At 67.2% G+C, this 19,960-nt stretch carries 18 protein-coding genes and 1 tRNA gene; 14 read left to right on the forward strand and 5 right to left on the reverse strand.

The genetic code is table 11. From position 1 onward, the window contains the following. Positions 1-31 precede the first annotated feature (31 nt). Together minC and FIV34_RS04835 are read right to left on the reverse strand one after the other, a co-directional pair. Positions 32-799 carry a septum site-determining protein MinC gene (gene minC, locus FIV34_RS04830; protein ID WP_139980221.1) on the reverse strand — a complete coding sequence of 256 codons (768 nt, stop codon included), beginning with the start codon at positions 797-799 and terminating at the stop codon, positions 32-34. Next, positions 796-1,392 carry a GNAT family N-acetyltransferase gene (locus FIV34_RS04835; RefSeq protein ID WP_139980223.1) on the reverse strand — a complete coding sequence of 199 codons (597 nt, stop codon included), beginning with the start codon at positions 1,390-1,392 and terminating at the stop codon, positions 796-798. The genes minC and FIV34_RS04835 overlap by 4 nt, the downstream gene beginning before the upstream one ends. Positions 1,393-1,586: 194 nt before the next feature. On the opposite strand from FIV34_RS04835, the gene FIV34_RS04840 reads away from it, so the two are divergent. From FIV34_RS04840 to FIV34_RS04870, 7 genes are all read left to right on the forward strand, one after another. Then, a complete protein-coding gene (locus FIV34_RS04840) occupies positions 1,587-2,849 on the forward strand; it encodes a sensor histidine kinase (RefSeq protein WP_139980225.1) in 1,263 nt (420 codons plus the stop codon). Further along, the gene (locus FIV34_RS04845) at positions 2,846-3,487 is read left to right on the forward strand and encodes a response regulator (RefSeq protein ID WP_139980227.1); all 642 of its coding nucleotides are present in this window, start codon (positions 2,846-2,848) and stop codon (positions 3,485-3,487) included. The genes FIV34_RS04840 and FIV34_RS04845 overlap by 4 nt, the downstream gene beginning before the upstream one ends. Before the next feature lie 217 nt (positions 3,488-3,704). Further along, on the forward strand, positions 3,705-5,078 hold the full coding sequence (locus tag FIV34_RS04850) for an SRPBCC family protein (protein ID WP_139980229.1): 1,374 nt from the start codon (positions 3,705-3,707) through the stop codon (positions 5,076-5,078). Positions 5,079-5,918: 840 nt separating this feature from the next. Beyond that, positions 5,919-6,854 (forward strand): ABC transporter ATP-binding protein, encoded by a 936-nt coding sequence (locus tag FIV34_RS04855; RefSeq protein ID WP_139980231.1) that lies wholly within the window; start codon positions 5,919-5,921, stop codon positions 6,852-6,854. Beyond that, positions 6,851-7,585: an ABC transporter permease subunit gene (locus FIV34_RS04860; protein WP_139980233.1), complete on the forward strand. Its 735-nt coding sequence runs from the start codon at positions 6,851-6,853 to the stop codon at positions 7,583-7,585. Before FIV34_RS04855 ends, FIV34_RS04860 begins: the two co-directional genes overlap by 4 nt. Further along, a complete protein-coding gene (locus tag FIV34_RS04865) occupies positions 7,585-9,447 on the forward strand; it encodes a GldG family protein (protein WP_139980235.1) in 1,863 nt (620 codons plus the stop codon). The genes FIV34_RS04860 and FIV34_RS04865 overlap by 1 nt, the downstream gene beginning before the upstream one ends. Before the next feature lie 5 nt (positions 9,448-9,452). After that, positions 9,453-10,328 carry a cytochrome c oxidase assembly protein gene (locus FIV34_RS04870; protein ID WP_139980237.1) on the forward strand — a complete coding sequence of 292 codons (876 nt, stop codon included), beginning with the start codon at positions 9,453-9,455 and terminating at the stop codon, positions 10,326-10,328. Here FIV34_RS04870 and ppk2 read toward each other — a convergent pair. The 3 genes from ppk2 to hemA all read right to left on the reverse strand — a co-directional run bounded on the left by ppk2 (position 10,291) and on the right by hemA (position 13,510). After that, positions 10,291-11,067, reverse strand: a complete 777-nt coding sequence (gene ppk2, locus FIV34_RS04875; protein ID WP_139980239.1) for a polyphosphate kinase 2 — start codon at positions 11,065-11,067, stop codon at positions 10,291-10,293. The genes FIV34_RS04870 and ppk2 overlap by 38 nt on opposite strands. A 65-nt stretch (positions 11,068-11,132) precedes the next feature. Further along, complete coding sequence (gene prfA, locus FIV34_RS04880; RefSeq protein WP_139980241.1) at positions 11,133-12,206, reverse strand: peptide chain release factor 1; 1,074 nt, start codon at positions 12,204-12,206, stop codon at positions 11,133-11,135. Between the two features lie 32 nt (positions 12,207-12,238). After that, positions 12,239-13,510: a glutamyl-tRNA reductase gene (gene hemA, locus FIV34_RS04885; protein WP_139980243.1), complete on the reverse strand. Its 1,272-nt coding sequence runs from the start codon at positions 13,508-13,510 to the stop codon at positions 12,239-12,241. A gap of 117 nt (positions 13,511-13,627) precedes the next feature. Between hemA and FIV34_RS04890 the strand changes: the two genes are divergently transcribed. The 7 genes from FIV34_RS04890 to pth all read left to right on the forward strand — a co-directional run bounded on the left by FIV34_RS04890 (position 13,628) and on the right by pth (position 19,947). Next, positions 13,628-15,373, forward strand: a complete 1,746-nt coding sequence (locus FIV34_RS04890; RefSeq protein ID WP_211352712.1) for a tetratricopeptide repeat protein — start codon at positions 13,628-13,630, stop codon at positions 15,371-15,373. After that, positions 15,370-15,996, forward strand: coding sequence for a lipoprotein insertase outer membrane protein LolB (gene lolB, locus FIV34_RS04895; RefSeq protein ID WP_281286828.1), 627 nt, complete (start codon positions 15,370-15,372; stop codon positions 15,994-15,996). Before FIV34_RS04890 ends, lolB begins: the two co-directional genes overlap by 4 nt. Positions 15,997-16,080: 84 nt before the next feature. After that, positions 16,081-17,466, forward strand: a complete 1,386-nt coding sequence (gene ispE, locus FIV34_RS04900; protein WP_139980245.1) for a 4-(cytidine 5'-diphospho)-2-C-methyl-D-erythritol kinase — start codon at positions 16,081-16,083, stop codon at positions 17,464-17,466. A 43-nt stretch (positions 17,467-17,509) separates the two neighbouring features. Continuing rightward, positions 17,510-17,586 (forward strand) — tRNA-Gln (locus tag FIV34_RS04905). Between the two features lie 74 nt (positions 17,587-17,660). Continuing rightward, the gene (locus FIV34_RS04910; RefSeq protein ID WP_139985701.1) at positions 17,661-18,599 is read left to right on the forward strand and encodes a ribose-phosphate diphosphokinase; all 939 of its coding nucleotides are present in this window, start codon (positions 17,661-17,663) and stop codon (positions 18,597-18,599) included. A 79-nt stretch (positions 18,600-18,678) separates the two neighbouring features. Next, entirely contained in the window at positions 18,679-19,317 is a 639-nt protein-coding gene (locus FIV34_RS04915) for a 50S ribosomal protein L25/general stress protein Ctc (RefSeq protein ID WP_139980247.1), read from the forward strand. Positions 19,318-19,368: 51 nt separating this feature from the next. Continuing rightward, on the forward strand, positions 19,369-19,947 hold the full coding sequence (gene pth, locus FIV34_RS04920) for an aminoacyl-tRNA hydrolase (protein WP_139980249.1): 579 nt from the start codon (positions 19,369-19,371) through the stop codon (positions 19,945-19,947). Positions 19,948-19,960 lie beyond the last annotated feature (13 nt).

A 19,960-nucleotide genomic window follows, 5' to 3' on the forward strand; every position in this document is an offset into this window, starting at 1 on the left:
ATGTCTCCGCGTAAAACGGTTAGGACCGGCGTCAGAGGCGCGCGATCATGAGTTTTCCATTATCCAGCCAGCATTGCACGGCCTGGCCTTCGAATTCCTTGGGCATGTCCTCGAACACGCGATAGTGCCCGGCGATCGCGACCAGTTCGGCGCGGAAGTCGGAGCAGAAAATGCGGGCGGTCTCATCGCCCTGTGCGCCAGCCATGGCACGGCCGCGCAGGCTTCCGTACACATGGATGGAGCCGTCGGCGATCACTTCCGCGCCATTGGCCACGGCCGCGGCGACGACGAGGTCGCGCTCGCGGGCGTACACCTGCTGGCCGGAGCGCACGGCGCTGCCCGTGTGGTGCTGGGCGGTGATCGTGCTGCCGGTTTCCACGGATGCGGCCGGGGCGGATTCGGCGCGAAGCGCGGCCGGGGCCGGCGTCGGTGCCGCGGCGGTGTCGCCGTGGCCGGGCTCGTACTGCGCGCGGAACTTGGCGATCAGCGGCAGGCACATGCGCTCGGCCAGGGCCTCGGTCTCGCTGGTGCCGTAGGCCAGGCCGACCGGCAGCATGCCGGCGCTGCGGATGGCTTCGAGCAGGGCGTCGACCATGCCATCGTCCGGCAGGACCGAAAGATGGGAGAGGTCGAGCACGACGGCGGCCCGGGTGAACATCTGCGGGGCGGAGCGGACGCGGCGCTCCAGTTCTTCGGCAAGGGCGGCGGCATCGACGCGGCGCACGCGCACGCAGGCGATGCCTACCTGGCCGAAGCGCAGGTCGCAGGCGGCTTCGAGGGATTCGGCGCGGGCGCTCATGCGGACACCCCGCGCAGGTCGGCCGGGCGCTGGCGTTCGGCCAGCCAGGCGACGTCGGGGAGGCCGTCCTGCTCGAGATAGCGTTCGCGCACGAAGGGGAAGCTGGGCAGCTCGCGGGCGAGCAGGCTCACCTTCGGGCCGTCCTGGCCCATGGTCTGCTGGCCCACTTCCTGGAAACCCATGGTGCCGTGGAACAGCACCGTCTGGTCGTTACGGGGTTCAAGAAAGACTTCGCAGGTCAGGAGCGGCACGCGTACCTCGGCATAACTTTGCACATCACAATAGAAAATCCGGCCCAGGCCGTGGCCACGCATCGTCTGTTCGATCACGATGCGATCGATGTACACGAACGATTCGTAATGGGCCTGGAACCAGCGGAAGTTCGGGCTGTTGTAATCGGCTTCCTGCCGCATGGCGATGAGGAAGCCGACGATGCGGCCTTCCTGTTCGGCGACGCGGAAGTAGTGGGCGATCTCGTACAGATGGCGCAGTCGGGCGCGATCGGTGGCGAGGATGCCGGTGCCCGCTTCGTTGTTAAGCGCCAGCACGGCATCCAGGTCGTGCTCGCGCACGTCGCGGATGGCAAGGGCCATTCGTTGCTCCGCTAAAAAAGTGTTCAACCATGGGCAACCCCCGGGCCGCCCGATGCGCGGCATTATGGCACGGCCGGGCCGCCTCCGGGGCGCGATGCATGGATGTAAAACCGTTGTAAAGCCTGCGCTTTCCGCGAGCCCTCGCATGACTTCAGTCAGGTGGTGCGCGGGCCGCGAAGGCCTATGATGCGGGCATGTCCAAGGTCCAGTTCAACCACGTCCGCCTCCTCAGGTACGCCACGTACTTCGTGTTCCTGTGCGTGGGCCTGCCGCTGTCACTGCAGCGTGCCGGCTCCCAGCATGGCCAGATCCCGGACATGGCGCTGCTGGCCTGGACCGGCTGCTACCTCATCTTCGGCCTCGTCTACTGGCTGCTCACCCGCAGCCTGGGCTCCCGCGTCGACGGCCCCACCCGGGTCGCGGTGCTGGTGATCCTCACCGGGACGGCGCTGGCCATCGGCGTGCTGAGCAAGAGCGGCCTCTCGGCCCTGCTGCTGGTCATCGTGGCCGCGGTGGTGCCCTGGCTGGTCAGCCTGCCGGTGGGCATGGTCTGGATGGTGGTGGCGCACCTGGCCCTTATCCCGGTGCTGATGCAGCTGCCCGCCTTCGGGCTGATTTACTCGATCATGCAGGCCTGCCTGTACTTCGGCTTCTCGGCGCTGATGTTCATCACCTCGATGGTGGCCAGCCAGCAGGCCGACGAGCGCGAGGAACTGCGCCAGCTCAACTCCGAACTGCGCGCCACCCGGGCCCTGCTCGCCGAATCCACCCGCATCGCCGAGCGCATGCGCATCGCCCGCGACCTGCACGACCTCGTGGGCCACCATCTCACCGCGCTCAGCCTCAACCTCGAAGTGGCCAGCCACCTCACCAACGACACGGCGCGCGAGCACGTGCTGAAGGCCCAGAGCACGGCCAAGCAGCTGCTGTCCGATGTCCGCGAGGTGGTCAGCGAGCTGCGCCAGGACGATGCCATCGACCTGACCCAGGCCCTGCGCAGCCTGACCGAGGGCGTCCCTGGCCTGTCGGTGCACCTGGCCATCCCGCCGCGTTTCGGCGTGGAAGACCCGCGCCGGGCCCAGATGCTGCTGCGCTGCGTGCAGGAAATCCTGACCAATACCGTGCGCCACGCCAACGCCCGCAACCTGTGGCTGACCTTCCGCCATACCGGGCCCGACGAGCTGTGCCTCGACGCCCGCGACGACGGCCGTGGCCTCGGCGAGTCCAGCGCGCTGCGCCTGGGCAACGGCCTCAACGGCATGCGTGAGCGCCTGGCCGAGTTCGGCGGCAGCGTGGCCTTCCAGGATGCCCCCGGCGGCGGCTTCGCCCTGACCGCCCGTCTTCCGCTCGGCGAGGAGCCCGCGCTCGCCCATGCCCCCCAACGTCCGCTGCTGGCCGATAGCCCGCTGCCGCCTCCCCATGCCACCATCGCCGTTCCTTCCGAGGATCCTTCATGATCTCCGTCTGCCTCGTTGACGATCAGAACCTGGTTCGCCAGGGCATCCGCTCCCTGCTTGACCTCGCCGGCGATATCCGTGTGGTGGCCGAGTGCGCCGATGGCGCCCAGGCCGTGCAGACCATCCCGCAGGTCCGCCCGGACGTGGTGCTGCTGGACCTGCGCATGCCCAACATGAGCGGGCTGGAGGTGCTCCAGGCCCTGGGCGGCCGCAATGAACTGCCGCCGACCATCATCCTGACCACCTTCGACGACGACCAGCTGGTCCTGTCGGGCCTGAAGGCCGGCGCCCGGGGCTACCTGCTCAAGGACGTCTCCCTCGACCAGCTGGTGGAGGCCGTGCGCACGGTCTCGGCCGGCGGCTCGCTGGTGGCCCCGATGGTCACCCAGCGCCTGCTGGCGGGCGTGGGCCGCATCCAGAACCAGTTTTCCAGCCTGGAGCAGCCCGATCCGCTCACCGAGCGCGAAACCGAGATCCTCCGCCTGCTCTCGGGCGGCTACAGCAACAAGGAAATCGCCAATTCGCTGCGCGTGGCCGAGGGGACGGTGAAGAACCACGTTTCCAACATCCTCTCCAAGCTGGGCGTCCGTGATCGCACCCGGGCCGTCCTGAAGGCCCTGGAGCTGGGCATCGTCTGAGCCGGGGCCGCCGCAGGCGGCCTGCACCCCGACTTTTTCGGGTTGTGCCAGCTTGCGAAAAAGGGCAGGGGACCCAATGGCGCTCGGCGCCATGACCGGCTACCATCGGTTCTTTCGGCGCTGGCATACCCTTGTCACGGGCCGATTCTTCTGGGGCGGCCGCGCGGACTCCACAGCCGGGGGCCTGCCTGTTCAAAGACGTTCGGAGAACCGTGGAATGACGCGTCTGTTAGAATTGATTGTCGCTATCGTCATCGTCGCCGTCCTCGGCGTCGTGGTTGGCGTGGCCATGCCCTCGACGGGCCACGTCGAGCGCGAAATGCTGATCAGTAAGGATCTGCGCCAGGTTTACGACGTTTTCAGTAACTTCCGTCGTTTCCAGGACTACACCGTCCTGCGCACCTACGACTCGAAGATCCAGTTCGAACTTTCGGGCAAGGCTTACGGGCCGGGCGCGAAGATCTCCTGGAAGGCGTCGGATCCGAAGGTCGGTGACGGCTCGCTGGAAATCGCCTCGATCGATCCGGGCTTCGCCCAGGTCGGCGATGCCGGCAAGGGCACCGTGGTCTGGAACATCGCCAACAGCTGGCGTGGTCACGACAAGAAGTTCACGATCAACCTTGAGCGCACTGGCCGCAGCCAGAAGCTCGTGAAGGTGAACTGGGCTTACGACGTGAGCTACGGCTTCAACCTGGTCGATCGCTTCTCGAACCTCTACATCCACGGCGATCCGGACGCGCTGATCCAGTTCAGCCTGTCGAACCTGCAGAACCTGATGGCGTCGATCCCCAACATCGACTACAGCAAGATGGTTCCGTCGATCGTCGACCAGCCGGTGAAGCCGATCCTGCTTGTCTCCACCACGGCTCCGCGCACCCTCGACGACGTCGACACCGCGTCGGACAAGGCCATGGCCGAGATCCAGGCGGCAGCGAAGAAGCTGGGCGTGAACATCGTCAGCCCGCGCATCACGTTCACCACCAACTGGGGTGACCAGAACTACACGTTCGACGTGGCTGCCGAGATCGATTCCGCCACGCTGAAGATCAATGGCCAGGACGTCGAACTGACGGCTGCCCAGCGCCCGGCGCTCGACGCCGCCGCGCCGGCTGACGCCTCGACCGCCGCCGCTCCGGCCGCTCCGGCTGACGCGACGACCCCGGGCAGCAAGGACAAGTTCGGCCGCGTGATCGTCGATGGCGACGTGAAGGCCGTGCTCGCCTTCGGTGGCAAGGCCCTCAAGGCCGAGTGGAACGGCACCGGTGCCGGCCTGCCGCAGACCCGCCAGATGCTTGAGGCGTACTCGCAGACCCATGGCTACAAGTTCGATGACGTGAGCTTCCGCGCCTATGACATCCAGACGAAGGCGCCGGTGAATAACCACGGCACCATCGAGGGTTATGACGAGCAGAAGTTCGAGATCTACCTGCCGCTGCAGGGCGACAACCTCCCGGACCAGACCCCGGAGCAGGAAGCCGGCATGAAGCAGCCGGGCCTGGAAGATTCGGCTCCGGCCAGCTCGTCCTCGTCGGCCCCGGCCGCCGCGGGCACCGCCCCGGCCCCGGCCAGCACGGCTGCCGCTGCCCAGTAAGCGTCACGCTTATCGCGACACAAGAAACCCCGCCGGCAACGGCGGGGTTTTTTTTGTTCTGCGAAAGGGCTCGCCTTCGGCATCGCGTTGGCGCTCGGACGTGGTCGCAGTAGAGCCCTCGGCGCCCACCCTCGCTGCTCAGACATCGACTCCAGCGTTCGAAAAGGAGGGCCGCTACGCGGCCGGTTTTCCTATGGGCCTACGGCCGCGAACCGGGTGCTGGGCGGGGGTTTTCGACACGGCGTCCTGCCGTGACGAAAACGGCCGGTCATCCATGACCGTCCCCCTGCGGGCCTGATCCTTCCAACCCCCTCGCCTCCGCGAACTCGCCTCGAGGGTGGGCACCGAGGGCTCTTTTCATCGGTGCGGTTGCGTGACGGAGAGCCAACACCAGCAGCGTCCGAGTGAACGTTGCGCATTAGCGCGATGGCCCGCAACCCGCAGGCGGTTGCCTTCCGGGACGAAACGTCAGCGCTGGAAGGAGTCCTGGGTGCCCACCCTCGAGGCGAGTTTAGTGTCGCGAGGGGGCTGGAAGGATCAGGCCCGAAGGGGGTGGGCCATGGATGGCCCGCCGTTTTCGCCACGACAGGGAATGTCGTGTCGAAAACCCCCGCCCAGCCACCGGTTCGCGGCCGTAGGCCAATAGATAACCCAGCCGCGTAGCGGCTCTCCTTTTCGAACGCAGAGCGTTGTCTGAGCAGCGAGGGTGGGCACCCAGGGCTCCTTTCCGACCACGTCAGAGCGCTAAAGCGATGCCGAAGGCGAGCCCACCCAAGGTGAGCGCTATCGAAATCCCACCGGGGTGGATGCCGCTACGCCCCCCGTGCGTTAATTAGGGCAATGATCGAAACCGACCGACTCACCCGCTGCTACGGCCCGCTGATCGCGGTCGACTCCCTCAGCCTCCGCGCCGAGCCCGGCCAGGTACTCGGGCTGCTCGGCCCCAACGGCGCCGGCAAATCCACCGCCATGCGCATGATCGCCGGATTCCTCACGCCCACCTCCGGCACCGCCCGCGTCTGTGGCCATGACATCCGCCGGGAACCCCTCGCCGCCAAGCGCGCCCTGGGCTACCTGCCCGAAGGTGCGCCCAGCTACGCCGAGATGACCGTGCGCGAGTTCCTCACGTTCATGGCCCGGGTGCGCGAGCTCGACCGGGACATCGCCCTGCGCCGGTTTGACGAGGTCATCAGCCGCCTCGAACTCGAGGAAGTGCTCGACGTACCCATCGGCACGCTGTCCAAAGGCCTGCGCCGCCGCGTGGGCCTGGCCCAGGCCATTCTCCATGACCCGCCCGTGCTCATGCTCGATGAGCCCACGGACGGCCTCGACCCCAACCAGAAGCACTCCGTGCGCATGCTCATCGATGCCATGGCACGCGAACGGACGATCCTGATTTCCACCCACCTGCTCGAAGAAGTGCACGCGCTGTGCAATCGCGTGGCGATCATCGCCAACGGCAAGCTGCTGGCCGATGCCACGCCGGCGGAGCTGGAGGCGCGGTCGCGCTACCACGGCGCCGTGTCGTTCAGTGCGCAGGGCAGTGGTGTGTCGCGTGAGATGCTGGCGCGCATCCCGGGCGTCTCCATGGTGGAGGTCGATCCGCTCGACGGCCGTGTCACCGTGTTTCCGAAACCGGGCCAGCCCATCCTTGATGAGGTGCAGGCGCTGCTGCGTGAGCAGAACCTGCGGATCAACGAGATCCAGCTGGAACAGGGCCGCCTGGACGAAGTGTTCCGGCAGATCACCACGACGCCGCGCGGGGGTAACGCATGAGCGCCGTGTCCGCCATCGCACGGCGCGAGCTGCGCGCGTACTTCGTCACCCCCGTGGCCTATGTGTTCATGGTTATCTTCCTGGTGATGGCCGGGGTGCTCACGTTCTACACGGGCGATTTCTACGACCGCGGCCTGGCCGACCTGCAGCCGTTCTTTGACATGCATCCGTGGCTCTACCTGGTACTCGTGCCGGCGGTGACCATGTCGATGTGGGCGGAGGAGCGATCGTCGGGCACGCTGGAGCTGCTGTTCTCGCTGCCGGTGTCCATCTCGCAGGCGGTGTTGGGCAAGTTCCTCGCGGCGTGGGGATTCATCGGCATCTGCCTGATGCTGACGTTCCCGCTGTGGATCACGGTGAACTACCTGGGCGAGCCGGATAACGGCGTGGTGATGGCGGGGTACATCGGTAGCTGGCTGATGGCCGGTGCGTTCCTCGCCATCGGCGCGTGCATGTCCACGGCGACGCGCAGCCAGGTGATTGCCTTCGTCCTGACCTCGTCGCTGTGCTTCGTGCTGATCCTGATCGGACAGCCGCAGGTGCTGGATTTCTTCCAGGACTCGCTGCCGCCCAAGCTCATTGGCGCGATGGGCCAGCTGTCCATCGTGCGCCATGCCAACGCGATTGCGCGCGGCGTGCTCGACCTGCGTGACCTCATCTACTTCGGCGCGATGATCGTGGCCTGGCTGGGTGCGGCCGTGCTGGTGCTCGACCTGAAGAGGACGCGCTGATGAAGCGGCCCTCTTTCTCGTTGTCGCGCGCCAATGTGCTGCGCCTGGGCGTGGTCGCCATCGCCGTGCTGTTCCTGGCCGTGATCGGTCTCAGCTCGATGTCGTTGCGTACGGCACGCGTGGATCTCACCGAAGACCGCATCTACACGCTGACCCCCGGCACGCAGAGCATCGTGGATGGCCTGGGCCGGCCGCTGACGCTCACCCTGTATTTCTCCGACCACGCCACGCGCGAGCTGCCGCAGCTGCGCAGCTATGAGCAGCGCGTGCAGGAAATGCTCCGCGAGATCGCGGTGCGTGCGCATGGGCGCATCCGCTTCCGCGTGATCGACCCGGTGCCGTACTCCGACGACGAAGACGCGGCCGAAAGCTACGGCCTGACCCCGGCGGCCGGTGGCAGCAATGGCGAGCGCGTGTTCTTTGGCCTGGTCGGCACGACGGGCGCGCCCGATACGCCGGTTTCCCAGTCGATCCCGTTCTTTGATCCGGCCCGCGAAGCCTTCGTGGAATACGACATCGCCAAGCTGCTTTATGAACTCGCTGCGCCGCGCAAGCCGAAGGTGGGCGTGCTGAGCTCGCTGCCGGTCACCGGCAACATGGTGATCGGCGAGCAGCCGTGGACGGTGATGCGCCAGCTGGAACAGCTGGCCGACGTGACCAACCTGGCGCCGGAAGGCCTCACGCACATCGATCCGTCGATGAACGCGCTGCTGCTGATCCACCCGAAGAAGCTCCCCGAGGACGCGCAGTACGCGATTGACCAGTACGTGCTGCATGGCGGCCATCTTGTCGTGTTCGTGGATCCGGACGCGGAGATGGATACGTCGCCGCTGATCGATTCCAACGGCACGGTGGACGACCACGATTCCGACATCCGCCGGTTGTTCGAGGCCTGGGGCATCGTTTACGACCCGACCAAGGTGGTGCTGGACCGTTCGCAGGCGCTCACCATCGACCTCAACGGCAACACCGTGCCGCACCCGGCCATGCTTGGCCTCTCCGCGCAGGACCTGAACCACGACGACGTGGTGACGGCGAGCCTGCAGCGGATCAACGTCTCCACCGCCGGCTTCTTCGAGCTGGCGCCGGAGACGAAGGCGCGCATGTTGCCCCTGGTGCAGACCTCGGACGAGGCCATGGTGGTGCCGGCCCAGGGCGTGCGTGACGCCGCGGGCGATCCCTCCACGCTGCTGGCGAGCTACGAGCCCAGCCACGATCGTTTCGTGCTGGCCGCGCGGGTTCGCGACACGTTCCATAGCGCGTTCCCGGAGCGCAAGGACGCCGGCCACCTTGGCGTGGCGGCTGCGCCCGGCGAGGTGATTGTCGTCGCCGATACCGACCTGCTCACGGACCGCCTGTGGATCGATGTGCAGCCCTTGCTTGGCCAGCAGCAGCTCACGCCGTTTGCGAACAATGGCGACCTCATCGCCAACATCGTCGATAACCTCGGCGGTTCCACGGCGCTGCTCTCGATCCGCGGCCGCGCCAACCTGCAGCGTCCCTTCACCCGCGTGCGTGCCCTGCAGGCCGCGGCGGACCGGAAGTTCCTGGTGAAGAAGGGCGAGCTGGAAAACGAGCTCTACGACGCCCAGCGCCGCCTCGCCGAACTGCAGCCGACCAAGGGCGCCTCGACGCCGACGACCCTGTCGGCGCAGCAGCGCCGGGAAGTGGAGCAGTACCTGCAACGCAAGCTGGCCATCGGCAAGGAGCTGCGCGACGTGCAGCACCAGCTCAATGCCGAGATCGATGCGCTGGGCCTGCGCCTGAAGTTCATCAACATCATCCTGGTTCCGGCGCTGGTCGCCATCCTCGGCCTGATCTTCGGCTGGCGCCGGACGCATCGCGTTCGCCGGGAGATGTAGGCGTCGTGCTGGGGGAGCTGCTGAAGTGGATCGTGCCGTGGGAGTTCTCGTGGAGCTTCCTCGTGCTGTTCGTGGCCACGGCATGGCTGTATGTCGCCGGGTCGCGGCGCCTGAGCGTGCCCGCGGGGCGCCAGGCCGCATTCTGGACCGGCATGGTCATCGTGTACGTGTCGCTGCACACGTACCTGGATTACTTCTTCGAGCATGAGTTCTTCATGCATCGCATCCAGCAGATCCTGCTGCACCACCTGGCGCCGCTGTTCCTGATCGCGGCGTATCCGGGCACCGTGCTGCGCGCGGGCCTGCCGTTGGCCTGGCGCGTGCGCCTTCGCCGGGCCAGCCACAGCCTCGCGTGGCGCATCGCCAGTGCGGTGCTGCTCAACCCGGCGCTCGTCACCCTCGCGTTTATCGCCCTGATCCTGGTCTGGCTGATTCCGGACATGCAGACGCTGGCGATGCTGGACTGGCGCATCTACCGCTTCATGAACTGGTCGATGATGTTGTCGGGGCTGGCCTACTGGTGGCTCGTGCTCGACCACCGGCCGAAGCCGCCGGGACGCATGACGCCCGGCATCCGCGTGCTGTCGCCTGCGTTGACCATGACGCCGCAGATCGTGGCGGGCGCCATCGTGACCTTCTCGAAGGCGGACCTTTATCCGATCTTCGAGATCTGCGGCCGTGCCTTCACGATGAACGTCCTCACCGGCCAGCTCATCGGCGGCGTGATCATGTGGGTGCCGGCGGCGATCATCGAATCGATGGGCGGCTTGCTGGCCATGCGCCAGTGGCTGCGCCTGTCGCGAAGCGGGCGGCTGCCCAAGCGGCCGCCGTCCGTGCGCCGGGTCAGTAGACCTTCGGCACCTTCTTCGCCTTCCCGGTAACCCGTTCCTTCTGCGGCTTGCCCTTGAGTTTGGGCAGGTCGAACTCTTCGTCCGGGCAGAGCTTGTCGGGGATCTGGTCCAGCAGGTGGCGGATCAGGTCGAGGCGGCCGGTCTTCTGGTCGTTGAAGTCAGCCACGAACCAGGGCGCGTCGTCGGTATCCGTGTGCTGGATCATGACGTCGCGCAGGTCGCCCATCTCTTCGTATTTCTGCCGGCCCTTCAGGTCCACCGGCGAGAGCTTCCAGCGCTTGAGCGGATCTTCCGCGCGTTCGGCGAAGCGCTTCTCCTGTTCTTCCTGGTCCACCGCCAGCCAGTACTTGAGCAGGATGATGCCGTCGTCGGTGAGCAACTTCTCGAACGCCGGGCAGGCCTTCATGAAGGCGTCGTACTGGGCCTGGGTGCAGAAGCCCATGGCCGGTTCGACCACGGCGCGGTTGTACCAGCTGCGGTCGAACAGGACGAGTTCACCGGCGGCGGGCAACTGCGGTACGTAACGCTGGAAGTACCACTGGGTTTCTTCGCGCGAATCCGGCTTGCCCATCGCCACGACGCGCGCGGCGCGGGTGTCGAGCTTGTCGGTGATGGCCTTGATGGTGCCGCCCTTGCCGGCGGCGTCGCGGCCTTCGAGGATCACCACGAGGCGCTTGCCGGTGCGGCGCAGCCAGCGGGTGAGGCCGACCAGTTCGATCTGAAGTTCTTCGAGCGCGTCTTCGTACTTCTTGTTCTTCTTCTTGCCCATGCCACGGCTTCCTTGGGAACAGGGAGGCCATCATGCCCCAGCCGGCGTCACGGTGCCGTTGGCACTCAGGCGAGGCTTTGCAGCTCGTCGGCCTGGTTTTCGCGGGTGAGGGTGTCGACCAGTTCGTCCAGGTCGCCCTGCATCACCTCGGGAAGCCGGTAGAGGGTGAGGTTGATGCGGTGGTCGGTGATCCGGCCCTGCGGGAAGTTGTAGGTGCGGATGCGCTGGCTGCGGTCGCCGGAGCCCACCTGCAGGCGTCGCGATTCCGCCTGGGCCGCGCTTTGCTTGCTGCGCTCGGCGTCGAGCAGGCGGGCCTTGAGCAGGCTCATGGCGCGCGCGCGGTTCTTGTGCTGGCTGCGCTCGTCCTGGCATTCCACCACCGTGCCGGTGGGCAAGTGGGTGATGCGGATGGCCGAGTCGGTCTTGTTCACGTGCTGGCCGCCGGCACCCGACGCACGGAACGTGTCCACCTTCAGGTCGCCATCGCGGATCTCGATCTCGCCGACTTCGTCCTGTTCGGGAAGGATCGCCACGGTGGCAGCCGAGGTGTGGATGCGGCCCTGCGATTCCGTGTCCGGCACGCGCTGCACGCGATGCGTGCCCGACTCGAACTTCAGCCGCGAATAGGCGCCGCGTCCCTCCACGCGCGCCACGATTTCCTTGTAGCCGCCGTGCTCGCCTTCGTTGGCATTGAGGATTTCCACATGCCAGCGCTGGCGTTCGGCGTAGCGGGCGTACATGCGGAACAGGTCGCCGGCGAAGATCGCCGCTTCGTCGCCACCGGTGCCGGCGCGCACTTCGAGGAACAGGTTGCCCTCGTCGCGTGGATCCTTGGGCAGCAGGAGGATCTGAAGCTCGCCGTCCAGGGAAAGGAGGCGCTGCTCAATCCTCTCGATATCGTCGGCGGCCATCTCCCGCATGTCCGGGTCGTCGAGCATGGCCTTCGTGTCGGCGAGCTCGCGCTCGGCGTCGTCGTGCTCCTTCAGCGAGGCGGCCACGGGCTCCAGCTGGGCGTATTCGCGCGAGAGCTCGCGGAAGCGGTTGCTGTCGGCGAGCACGTCGGGCTGGGCCAGCAGCAGGCCGACCTCTTCGTGGCGCTCGGCGAGGGCTTCGAGTTTGCGGCGGATCGAGGGGGTCATCTAGGGCACGAAGAACGACTTGGAGCCGTACATCATGCGGAAACGTCGTCGTCCGGGTCCAGTCCATACAGCCGGCCGGCGGCGTGGAGCAGGTCCAGGTCGCCCGAAAGGGCGGCATCGCGGAGGCGGGCGCTGGGCGCGTGGAGCAGCTTGTTGGTCAGCGTATTGGCCAGGAAGGCCAGGGCTTCGTCGGCGCTGCGGCCCCTGGCCAGCATGGCCTGGGCCTTGGCCAGCACCTCATCGCGCTGGGCCTCCGCCGCCACGCGGATATCCACGGCCGGGTTGCGCAGGTTCAGGGCGCGGCGCCACGACATGTAGCGCTCCACCTGCAGGTCGATGATGGCATCGGCCTCGCGGGCCGCCAGTTCGCGGGAGCGGCGGTTCTCGTCGATCACCTGCTTCAGGTCGTCAATGCCGTACAGGTACACGTCGTCCAGCTGGGCCACGTCCGCCTCGATGTCACGCGGGACGGCGATGTCCACCATGAACATCGGCCGGCGGCGGCGCTGGGCGATCGCATCGGCCACCATCGCTTTGGTTACCACGGGCAGGCGCGAGGCGGTGGAGCTGATCACGATGTCGGCTTCCGCCAGGTGCCGGGGCAGGTCGGCCAGGGCGATGGCGTAGCCGCTGTAACGGCCGGCCAGCTCCTGGGCGTTTTCCAGCGTGCGGTTGGCGACGATGAGGCGGCGCACCTGCTTGTCGGCAAGGTGGCGGGCGGCCAGCTCAATGGTCTCGCCGGCGCCGATCAGCAGCACGCAGGCCTGGCGCAGGTCGGTGAACACCTGCTCGGCGAGGCGCACGGCGGTGTAGGCCACGGAAACGGTGTGGGCGCCGATCCGGGTATCGGTGCGCACGCGCTTGGCCACGGCAAACGTGTGCTGGAGCAGGCGCTCCATCGGTGCCTTCAGCGCGTTGGCACTGCGCGCCTGCTGGTAGGCGTCCTTCACCTGGCCAAGGATCTGCGGCTCGCCCAGCACCATGGAGTCCAGCCCCGTCGCCACGCGGAACATGTGGCGCACGGCTTCGTGCTCCTCGTGGCGATAGAGGAACTCATCCAACCGCTGCGGGGTCAATCGGTGTTGCCGGGAAAGCCATTGGCCCGGCACCGCCTGGAAGCCGTCCGCGACGCTCACGTAGAGCTCGGTGCGGTTGCAGGTGGAGAGGATCATCGCCTCTTCCACGCCGGGCTGGCGGGTGAGGTCGCCCAGCGCCTCGCCGGCCACCAGATCGTCGAACGCCACCTGCTCGCGCAGGCTGACCGGCGCGGTAAGGTGGTTAAGCCCGAGGGCGATCAATGGCATGTCGGCGGCTGCACTCGGCAGGGGTGGCGTCGGCTAAGCTAAGGGCGCATTGTGCGCTGACAAGGCCTCGGGCGCTTGCACGGGCCTGTCCGTAGCGGAAAAACAACGGAGAGTAGTGTGCTGACCGGTTGGCCCAAGTTCAAGCAAGTGCGGCATTTTGTGGTCCTCGTAGGTGTCGTTGCGGCCGTTGCCGGTTGTGCCACCACGCCGTCCACCGGGCAGCAGCCGAAGCAGGTTCGTACAGGGGTCCAGCCGCTGGACCGCCTGCACGTGGCCATCGTGCCGCCGGAGAACGACCTGGAGGCGCAGGTGATGGCGGGCGACTTCGCGATTGCCGCCAACGATCTCACCAAGGCCTCGGACGCCTACGGCCGCGCCGCCACCCTCAGCAACGACCCCAAGGTCGCCAGCCGCGCCGCCGAGCTGGCCCTGGCGATCCACGACCAGGACGCCGCACGCCGTGCCCTGGCCCGTTGGGCCGTGCTGGGCGCCACGCCGGTCGACCTGGCCGAGGGCCGGGCCCGTATCGCGCTGGACAGTGGTGACACCGCGGAAGCCCAGCGCCAGCTGGAGATCCTTGTCACCTCGGGCGGGGCGGAGGGTTGGCGCGCGTTTGGCCGGACCCTGGTCCAGGCCCGCGACGCCGCCCAGGCCGGCGTGCTGCTGGAGCGCATCGCTACGCCCGAGCGCCTGCCTAAGGATTCCACGGCCTGGCTGGCCATGGCCGAACTCGGCGAGAACCTCGGCCGCCACGATTACGCGCAGCGCATCGGCAGCGAGGCGCAGAAGCGTTTCCACGATGGCGCCACCTACGCGTGGGCAGCCCAGCAAAAATTCCGGGCGGGCGACAAGGACGGCGCGAAGAAGCTGTTCGCCAAGGCCGTCGCCGCGGATCCGAAGAACCCGCGCCTGCGCCTGGCCTACGCCACGGTGCTGGCCCAGGGGGGCGACGAAAAAGGGGCTGCGGCTACGCTGGCCCAGGGCAAGCAGGACGTCGACACCTACAGCATGCGCATGACCCTGGCCGCGCGCGCCGCCGACAAGGGGGCGCTGCGCCGCCTTTACGACGAGATCCGCCGCCAGTCGGATGACGTGCAGCAGGACAACGCCTTCACCCTCGGCCAGCTGGCCGAGCTGCTCGACAAGAAGGAAGACGCCCTCGACTGGTACGCCGCGGTGGGCGATGACGACCCGCGCGTGTTCGATGCCTCCGTGCGCAGCGCGGTGATCCTGCACCTGCAGGGCAATGACGATGACGCGCACCAGGTGGTGGCCGACCTGCAGACCTCCTACGCCGACCGCCCCGACCTGCTGGTGAAGGCGTTCGCCGTGGATGCCGAGCTGTACATGGACGCGCGGCACTTCGACGCCGCGGTCCAGTCGTACGACAAGGCGCTGCGGGTGAAGCCCGACGACACCGACATGATGTACGCCCGCGGCCTGGCCTACGCCGAGGCGGGGCGCGTCGACCAGGCCGTGGCTGATTTCCGCCGCGTGCTGGAGCTGAAGCCGGGCGACATCGAGGCCAGCAATGCGCTCGGTTACACCCTGGCCGACAACGACCGCGACCTGTCCGAGGCGCAGTCGCTGTTGCAGGCGGCACGCTCCGCTCGCCCGGACGACCCGTCCGTGGCCGATTCCTGGGGTTGGCTGAAGTTCCGCCAGGGCCAGCTCGACCAGGCCGAATCCACCCTGCGCGGCGCGTGGGCGAAGCAGAAGGATGGCGACATCGGCGTGCACCTGGCCGAGGTGCTCTGGCAGCGCGGCGAGCGCGACGAAGCCCGCAAGGTACTCAACGAAGTACGCCGCATCGACCCGAAAAACGCCTCTCTGCAGAAAACCGAAAAGAAGTTCACCCCGTGATCCGAACCCCCCTGTCCCTGCGCAGGGTCCTCGCGACCCTGCTGCCGCTCCTGTTGGCCGCCTGCGCCACCACCCGTCCCGCCGCCTATCACCCCGGTGATGCCGTCACCATGGGGCAGCAGGAAGGACGCGAACGCCAGCTTGGCGACACCAGCCACTGGACCCTGCAGGGCAAGCTCTCCGTCTCCGACGGCAACCAGTCCGGTTCGGGCGCGCTGACCTGGCACCAGGATGGCGAGCGCTACGACTTCACCGTGCGCGCGCCGGTGACCGGCCGCAGCTTCCGCCTCACCGGCGGCCCTGGCGGGGCTGACCTGGAAGGCCTCGACGGCGGTACCCGGCATGGCCCGGACGCCGAAACGCTCATGGCCCAGGCAGTGGGCTGGCAGATTCCCATGGCCGAGTTGAAGCGCTGGGTCCTCGGCCTGCGCGCGGACGGCGGCCCGGCCGACATCCGCTTCGGTGACGATCGCCTGCCGTCGCAGCTCATCCAGGATGGCTGGACGGTGGACTACAAGCAGTGGGATGCCACGCGCCAACCGGCGATGCCGAGCAAGGTCTTTGCCGAGAAAGCCCCGTTCAAGGTCCGCCTGGCCATCGAATCCTGGCAGCTGGGCCAATAAGCCCTGGGTCAATAAACCCCTCGGCCTTCGCCCCGGAAAACATCGCGCCGGTATAATTCCGCCCTTTGCCCGGGCCTCCTCGCGATGGTTTTCTCGATTACCCGTGCCCACCCCGACGATGCCGAGCGCCTGTGCGCCATCGAGCGTGCGGCGGTGGAGCTGTTCCGCGGGCACGAGGCGTGGCCGTCGTACTCGGGCATGGCGCTGCCGGTGGATGTCGTCCGCGCCCTGATCGTCCGTGGGCTGGCCTGGGTGGCGGTGGTGGAGGGCGAGGTGATCGGCTTCGTCTGCCTGGATACCGACGGTAACCCCGGCGCCATCGGCATCGCGGAAATCGACGTACTGCCCGCGTTCGGCCGCCGTGGCATCGGCGCGGCGCTGCTGGAGCACGCCTGCGGCTGGGCCCGCGACGCCGGCTATGCCCGGGTCGACCTGGGCACCCTGGCCGACGTACCGTGGAACGCGCCGTTCTACGCGAAGCATGGCTTTGCCGTCGTCGACAAGCGCGCCCCTGAATTCGCCGAAGCGCTGGCCCGCGATCGGGACAACGGGTTTCCCGATCACCTGCGGGTGTTCATGAGTCGCGCCCTGGCGCCGCTGGCCCGTGGCGACTGGACGGCCTGGCCGGCGCCCGCGAAGCTCAACCTGTTCCTACGCATCGTCGGCCGCCGCGCCGATGGCTACCACGAGCTGCAGACGGTGTTCCGGCTGCTCGACTGGGGCGACGAGGTGCGACTGCGGGTGCGCGAGGACGGTGTCATCACCCGGCCCAGGCCGGTGCCCGGCGTCCCCGAAGACACCGACCTGACGGTGCGTGCCGCCCGCCTCCTCGCCGAAACGACGGGCACCCCCCTGGGTGCCGAGATCGAGGTGACCAAGCGGATCCCGATGGGCGGGGGACTGGGCGGGGGCAGTTCGGACGCGGCCACGGTGCTGGTGGGTCTCAACGCGCTCTGGGACACAGGGCTGGACGAGGACGCCCTGGCGGCGCTGGGGCTGAAGCTGGGTGCCGACGTGCCGGTGTTCGTCCGTGGCCGCTCGGCCTGGGCGGAAGGGGTGGGTGAGCGGCTGGAAACCATCCGCCTGCCGCGCCGCTGGTACGTCGTCCTCGACCCGGCGGAACACGTGCCGACGCCGGCCCTGTTCGCCGCGCCCGAATTGACTCGAAATGCCCCGCAGGCGACAATTTCGTCCTTTGTTTCCGGGACTTCGGCGGAAAACGCCTTTGAGCCGGTAGTCCGTGCGCGCCACCCGCGGGTGGCCGCGGCGCTGGACTGGCTGGCAGGCTTCGGCCACGCCCGGCTTTCCGGCAGCGGTGGCTGCGTTTTCCTGGAAACGAGAACCTTCGAAGCGGCCCTCGCGGTCGCTTCGCGTTGCCCGGGGGCCTTCACGGCCCATGTGGCGGCGGGTGTCGATCCATCACCGCTGTTGCTGGCGCGTGCGCGGATCGGGGCTAGGGGCTTCATTTAAGGACGGGAAAGGGCCGCGGGCTGCGGCAAAGCACACGAATTGTTGGGGCGTCGCCAAGCTGGTTAAGGCACGGGATTTTGATTCCCGCATGCGCAGGTTCGAATCCTGCCGCCCCAGCCACCCCCCGGGGTGGCACTGCGCTGATTTCACCTAACTGTTCTCATTCAGGAGTCTCCGTGGACACGTCCACCCCGATGCTTTTCTCCGGCAACGCGCACCGCGCGCTCGCCGATGACGTCGCCGCACGCCTTGGCATTCCGCTGGGCAAGGCCCTTATCGGCCGCTTCAGCGATGGCGAGGCGCAGATCGAGATTGAGGAGAACGTCCGCAAGCAGGAAGTGTTCGTCATCCAGCCGACGGGCGCCCCCAGCGCGGAAAACCTGTTTGATTTGCTGGTGTTGGTGGATGCGCTCAAGCGTGCATCGGCCGGCACCGTGACCGCGGTGATGCCGTATTTCGGCTACGCCCGCCAGGATCGCCGCCCGCGCTCCGCGCGCGTACCGATCACGGCGAAGCTGGCGGCGAAGATGATCCAGACGGCCGGTGCGGATCGCGTGCTCACGATCGACCTGCACGCCGACCAGATCCAGGGCTTCTTCGACGTCCCGGTCGACAACGTGTACGCCTCGCCGGTGCTCCTGGCCGACATCTGGCGTCACCACAGCATGGACGACCTGATCGTGGTCAGCCCCGACGTCGGCGGCGTGGTGCGTGCGCGTGCGCTCGCCAAGCGCCTGGATGACGCGGACCTGGCCATCATCGACAAGCGCCGCCCGAAGGCGAACGTGGCCACGGTCATGAACATCATCGGCGACGTGGAAGGCAAGACCTGCGTGCTGGTGGACGACATCGTCGACACGGCCGGCACCCTGTGTGCCGCCGCGGCGGCGCTGAAGGAAAAGGGCGCCCAGAAGGTCGTCGCCTACTGCGTCCATCCGGTGCTCTCGGGCGCCGCCATCACCAACCTGGAGTCCTCCCAGCTCGACCAGCTGGTGGTCACCAATACCCTGCCGCTGCGCGATAACGCTCGTAACTGTGCGAAAATCCGTCAGTTGTCGGTCGCGGAACTGCTCGCGGAGACGATCCGCCGCATCGCCTATGGCGAATCGGTGAGCTCGCTCTACATCGACTGATCCACCTTTTTTCGGGCTCCCCTGGTCGCGGGGGAGTCCTTTACCTACCGCCGCGAGGCGGTTTTACTGAGGCAACACCATGGCTACCAATCATCAGCTCACGGCCACGAGCCGCAAGATCGAAGGGAAGGGTGCGAGCCGCCGTCTTCGTATTGCAGGCTACGTGCCGGCTATCGTTTACGGCGCGGGCGAAGCCCCGCAGGCGATCCAGGTCCTCCACAACGACATCCTGCTCGGCTCGCGTTTTGAGTCGTTCTACTCGTCGGTGCTGGAACTGACCGTCGACGGCAAGAAGCAGAAGGTCCTGATCAAGGACTGGCAGAAGCACCCGTTCAAGCAGCTCATGCTGCACATGGACTTCCAGCGCGTTAACGAGAACGAAGCCGTTCGCGTTGCCGTGCCGGTGCACTTCCTGAACCAGGAAAAGTCGCCCGCTGGCAAGACCGCCGGCCTGGTCATCTCGCACAACCTGACGGAAGTGACCGTCTCGTGCCTGCCGAAGGACCTGCCGGAGTTCATCGAGCTCGACCTCGCCAACCTGAAGGCCGGCGACATCGTTCACCTCTCGGACCTCAAGCTGCCGAAGGGCGTTGAAGTGCCGGAGCTGGGCCTGGGCAAGGAACACGACGTTGCCGTCGTCACCGTCGCCTCGATCCAGGAAGAAGTCGACCCGACGGCCGAAGGCGCCGAGGGCGCTGCTTCGGACGAAGGCAAGTAATCGGCTGGCCACCCGCGGCGCCTTGCGTCGCGGGTGGCCCGCTTACCTTGCATGGCGTCACTACGTCTTATCGTCGGCCTCGGTAACCCCGGGGCCGAATACGTCAGGACCCGGCACAATGCCGGGTTCTGGTGCGTGGATGCCCTGGCCATGGACCAGGGGGAGCGGTGGTCGTTCGATGGCAAGCTGCACGGCGAAACGTGCAAGGTGCGCATCGGCGGGGAAGCCGTCTGGCTGCTCAAGCCCGCCACGTTCATGAACAAGAGTGGCATCGCCGTGGTTTCGGCGCTGCGCTACTACAAGATCGAGCCGGAAGAGTGCCTCGTCGCCCACGACGAACTGGACCTCTCGCCCGGCACCATCCGCATGAAGTTCGATGGCGGCCACGGCGGCCAGAACGGATTGCGCGACATCATGGCCCACCTGGGCCACGGCAAATTCCATCGCCTGCGGGTTGGCATCGGCCACCCGGGGCACAAGGACAAGGTCACCCCATGGGTGCTCGGCCGCCCGAACGCGGCTGACGAAGACGCCATCATGCACGGCATCGGGCGCGCGTTCGACGTGCTGCCGCTGGCGCAGGAAGGCAAGTTCGAAGAGGCGATGAAACGCCTGCACACGGTCGCCTGACCCTCTCAAACAC

Origin of the sequence: Luteibacter pinisoli (assembly GCF_006385595.1) — a bacterium.
Lineage (GTDB): Bacteria > Pseudomonadota > Gammaproteobacteria > Xanthomonadales > Rhodanobacteraceae > Luteibacter > Luteibacter pinisoli.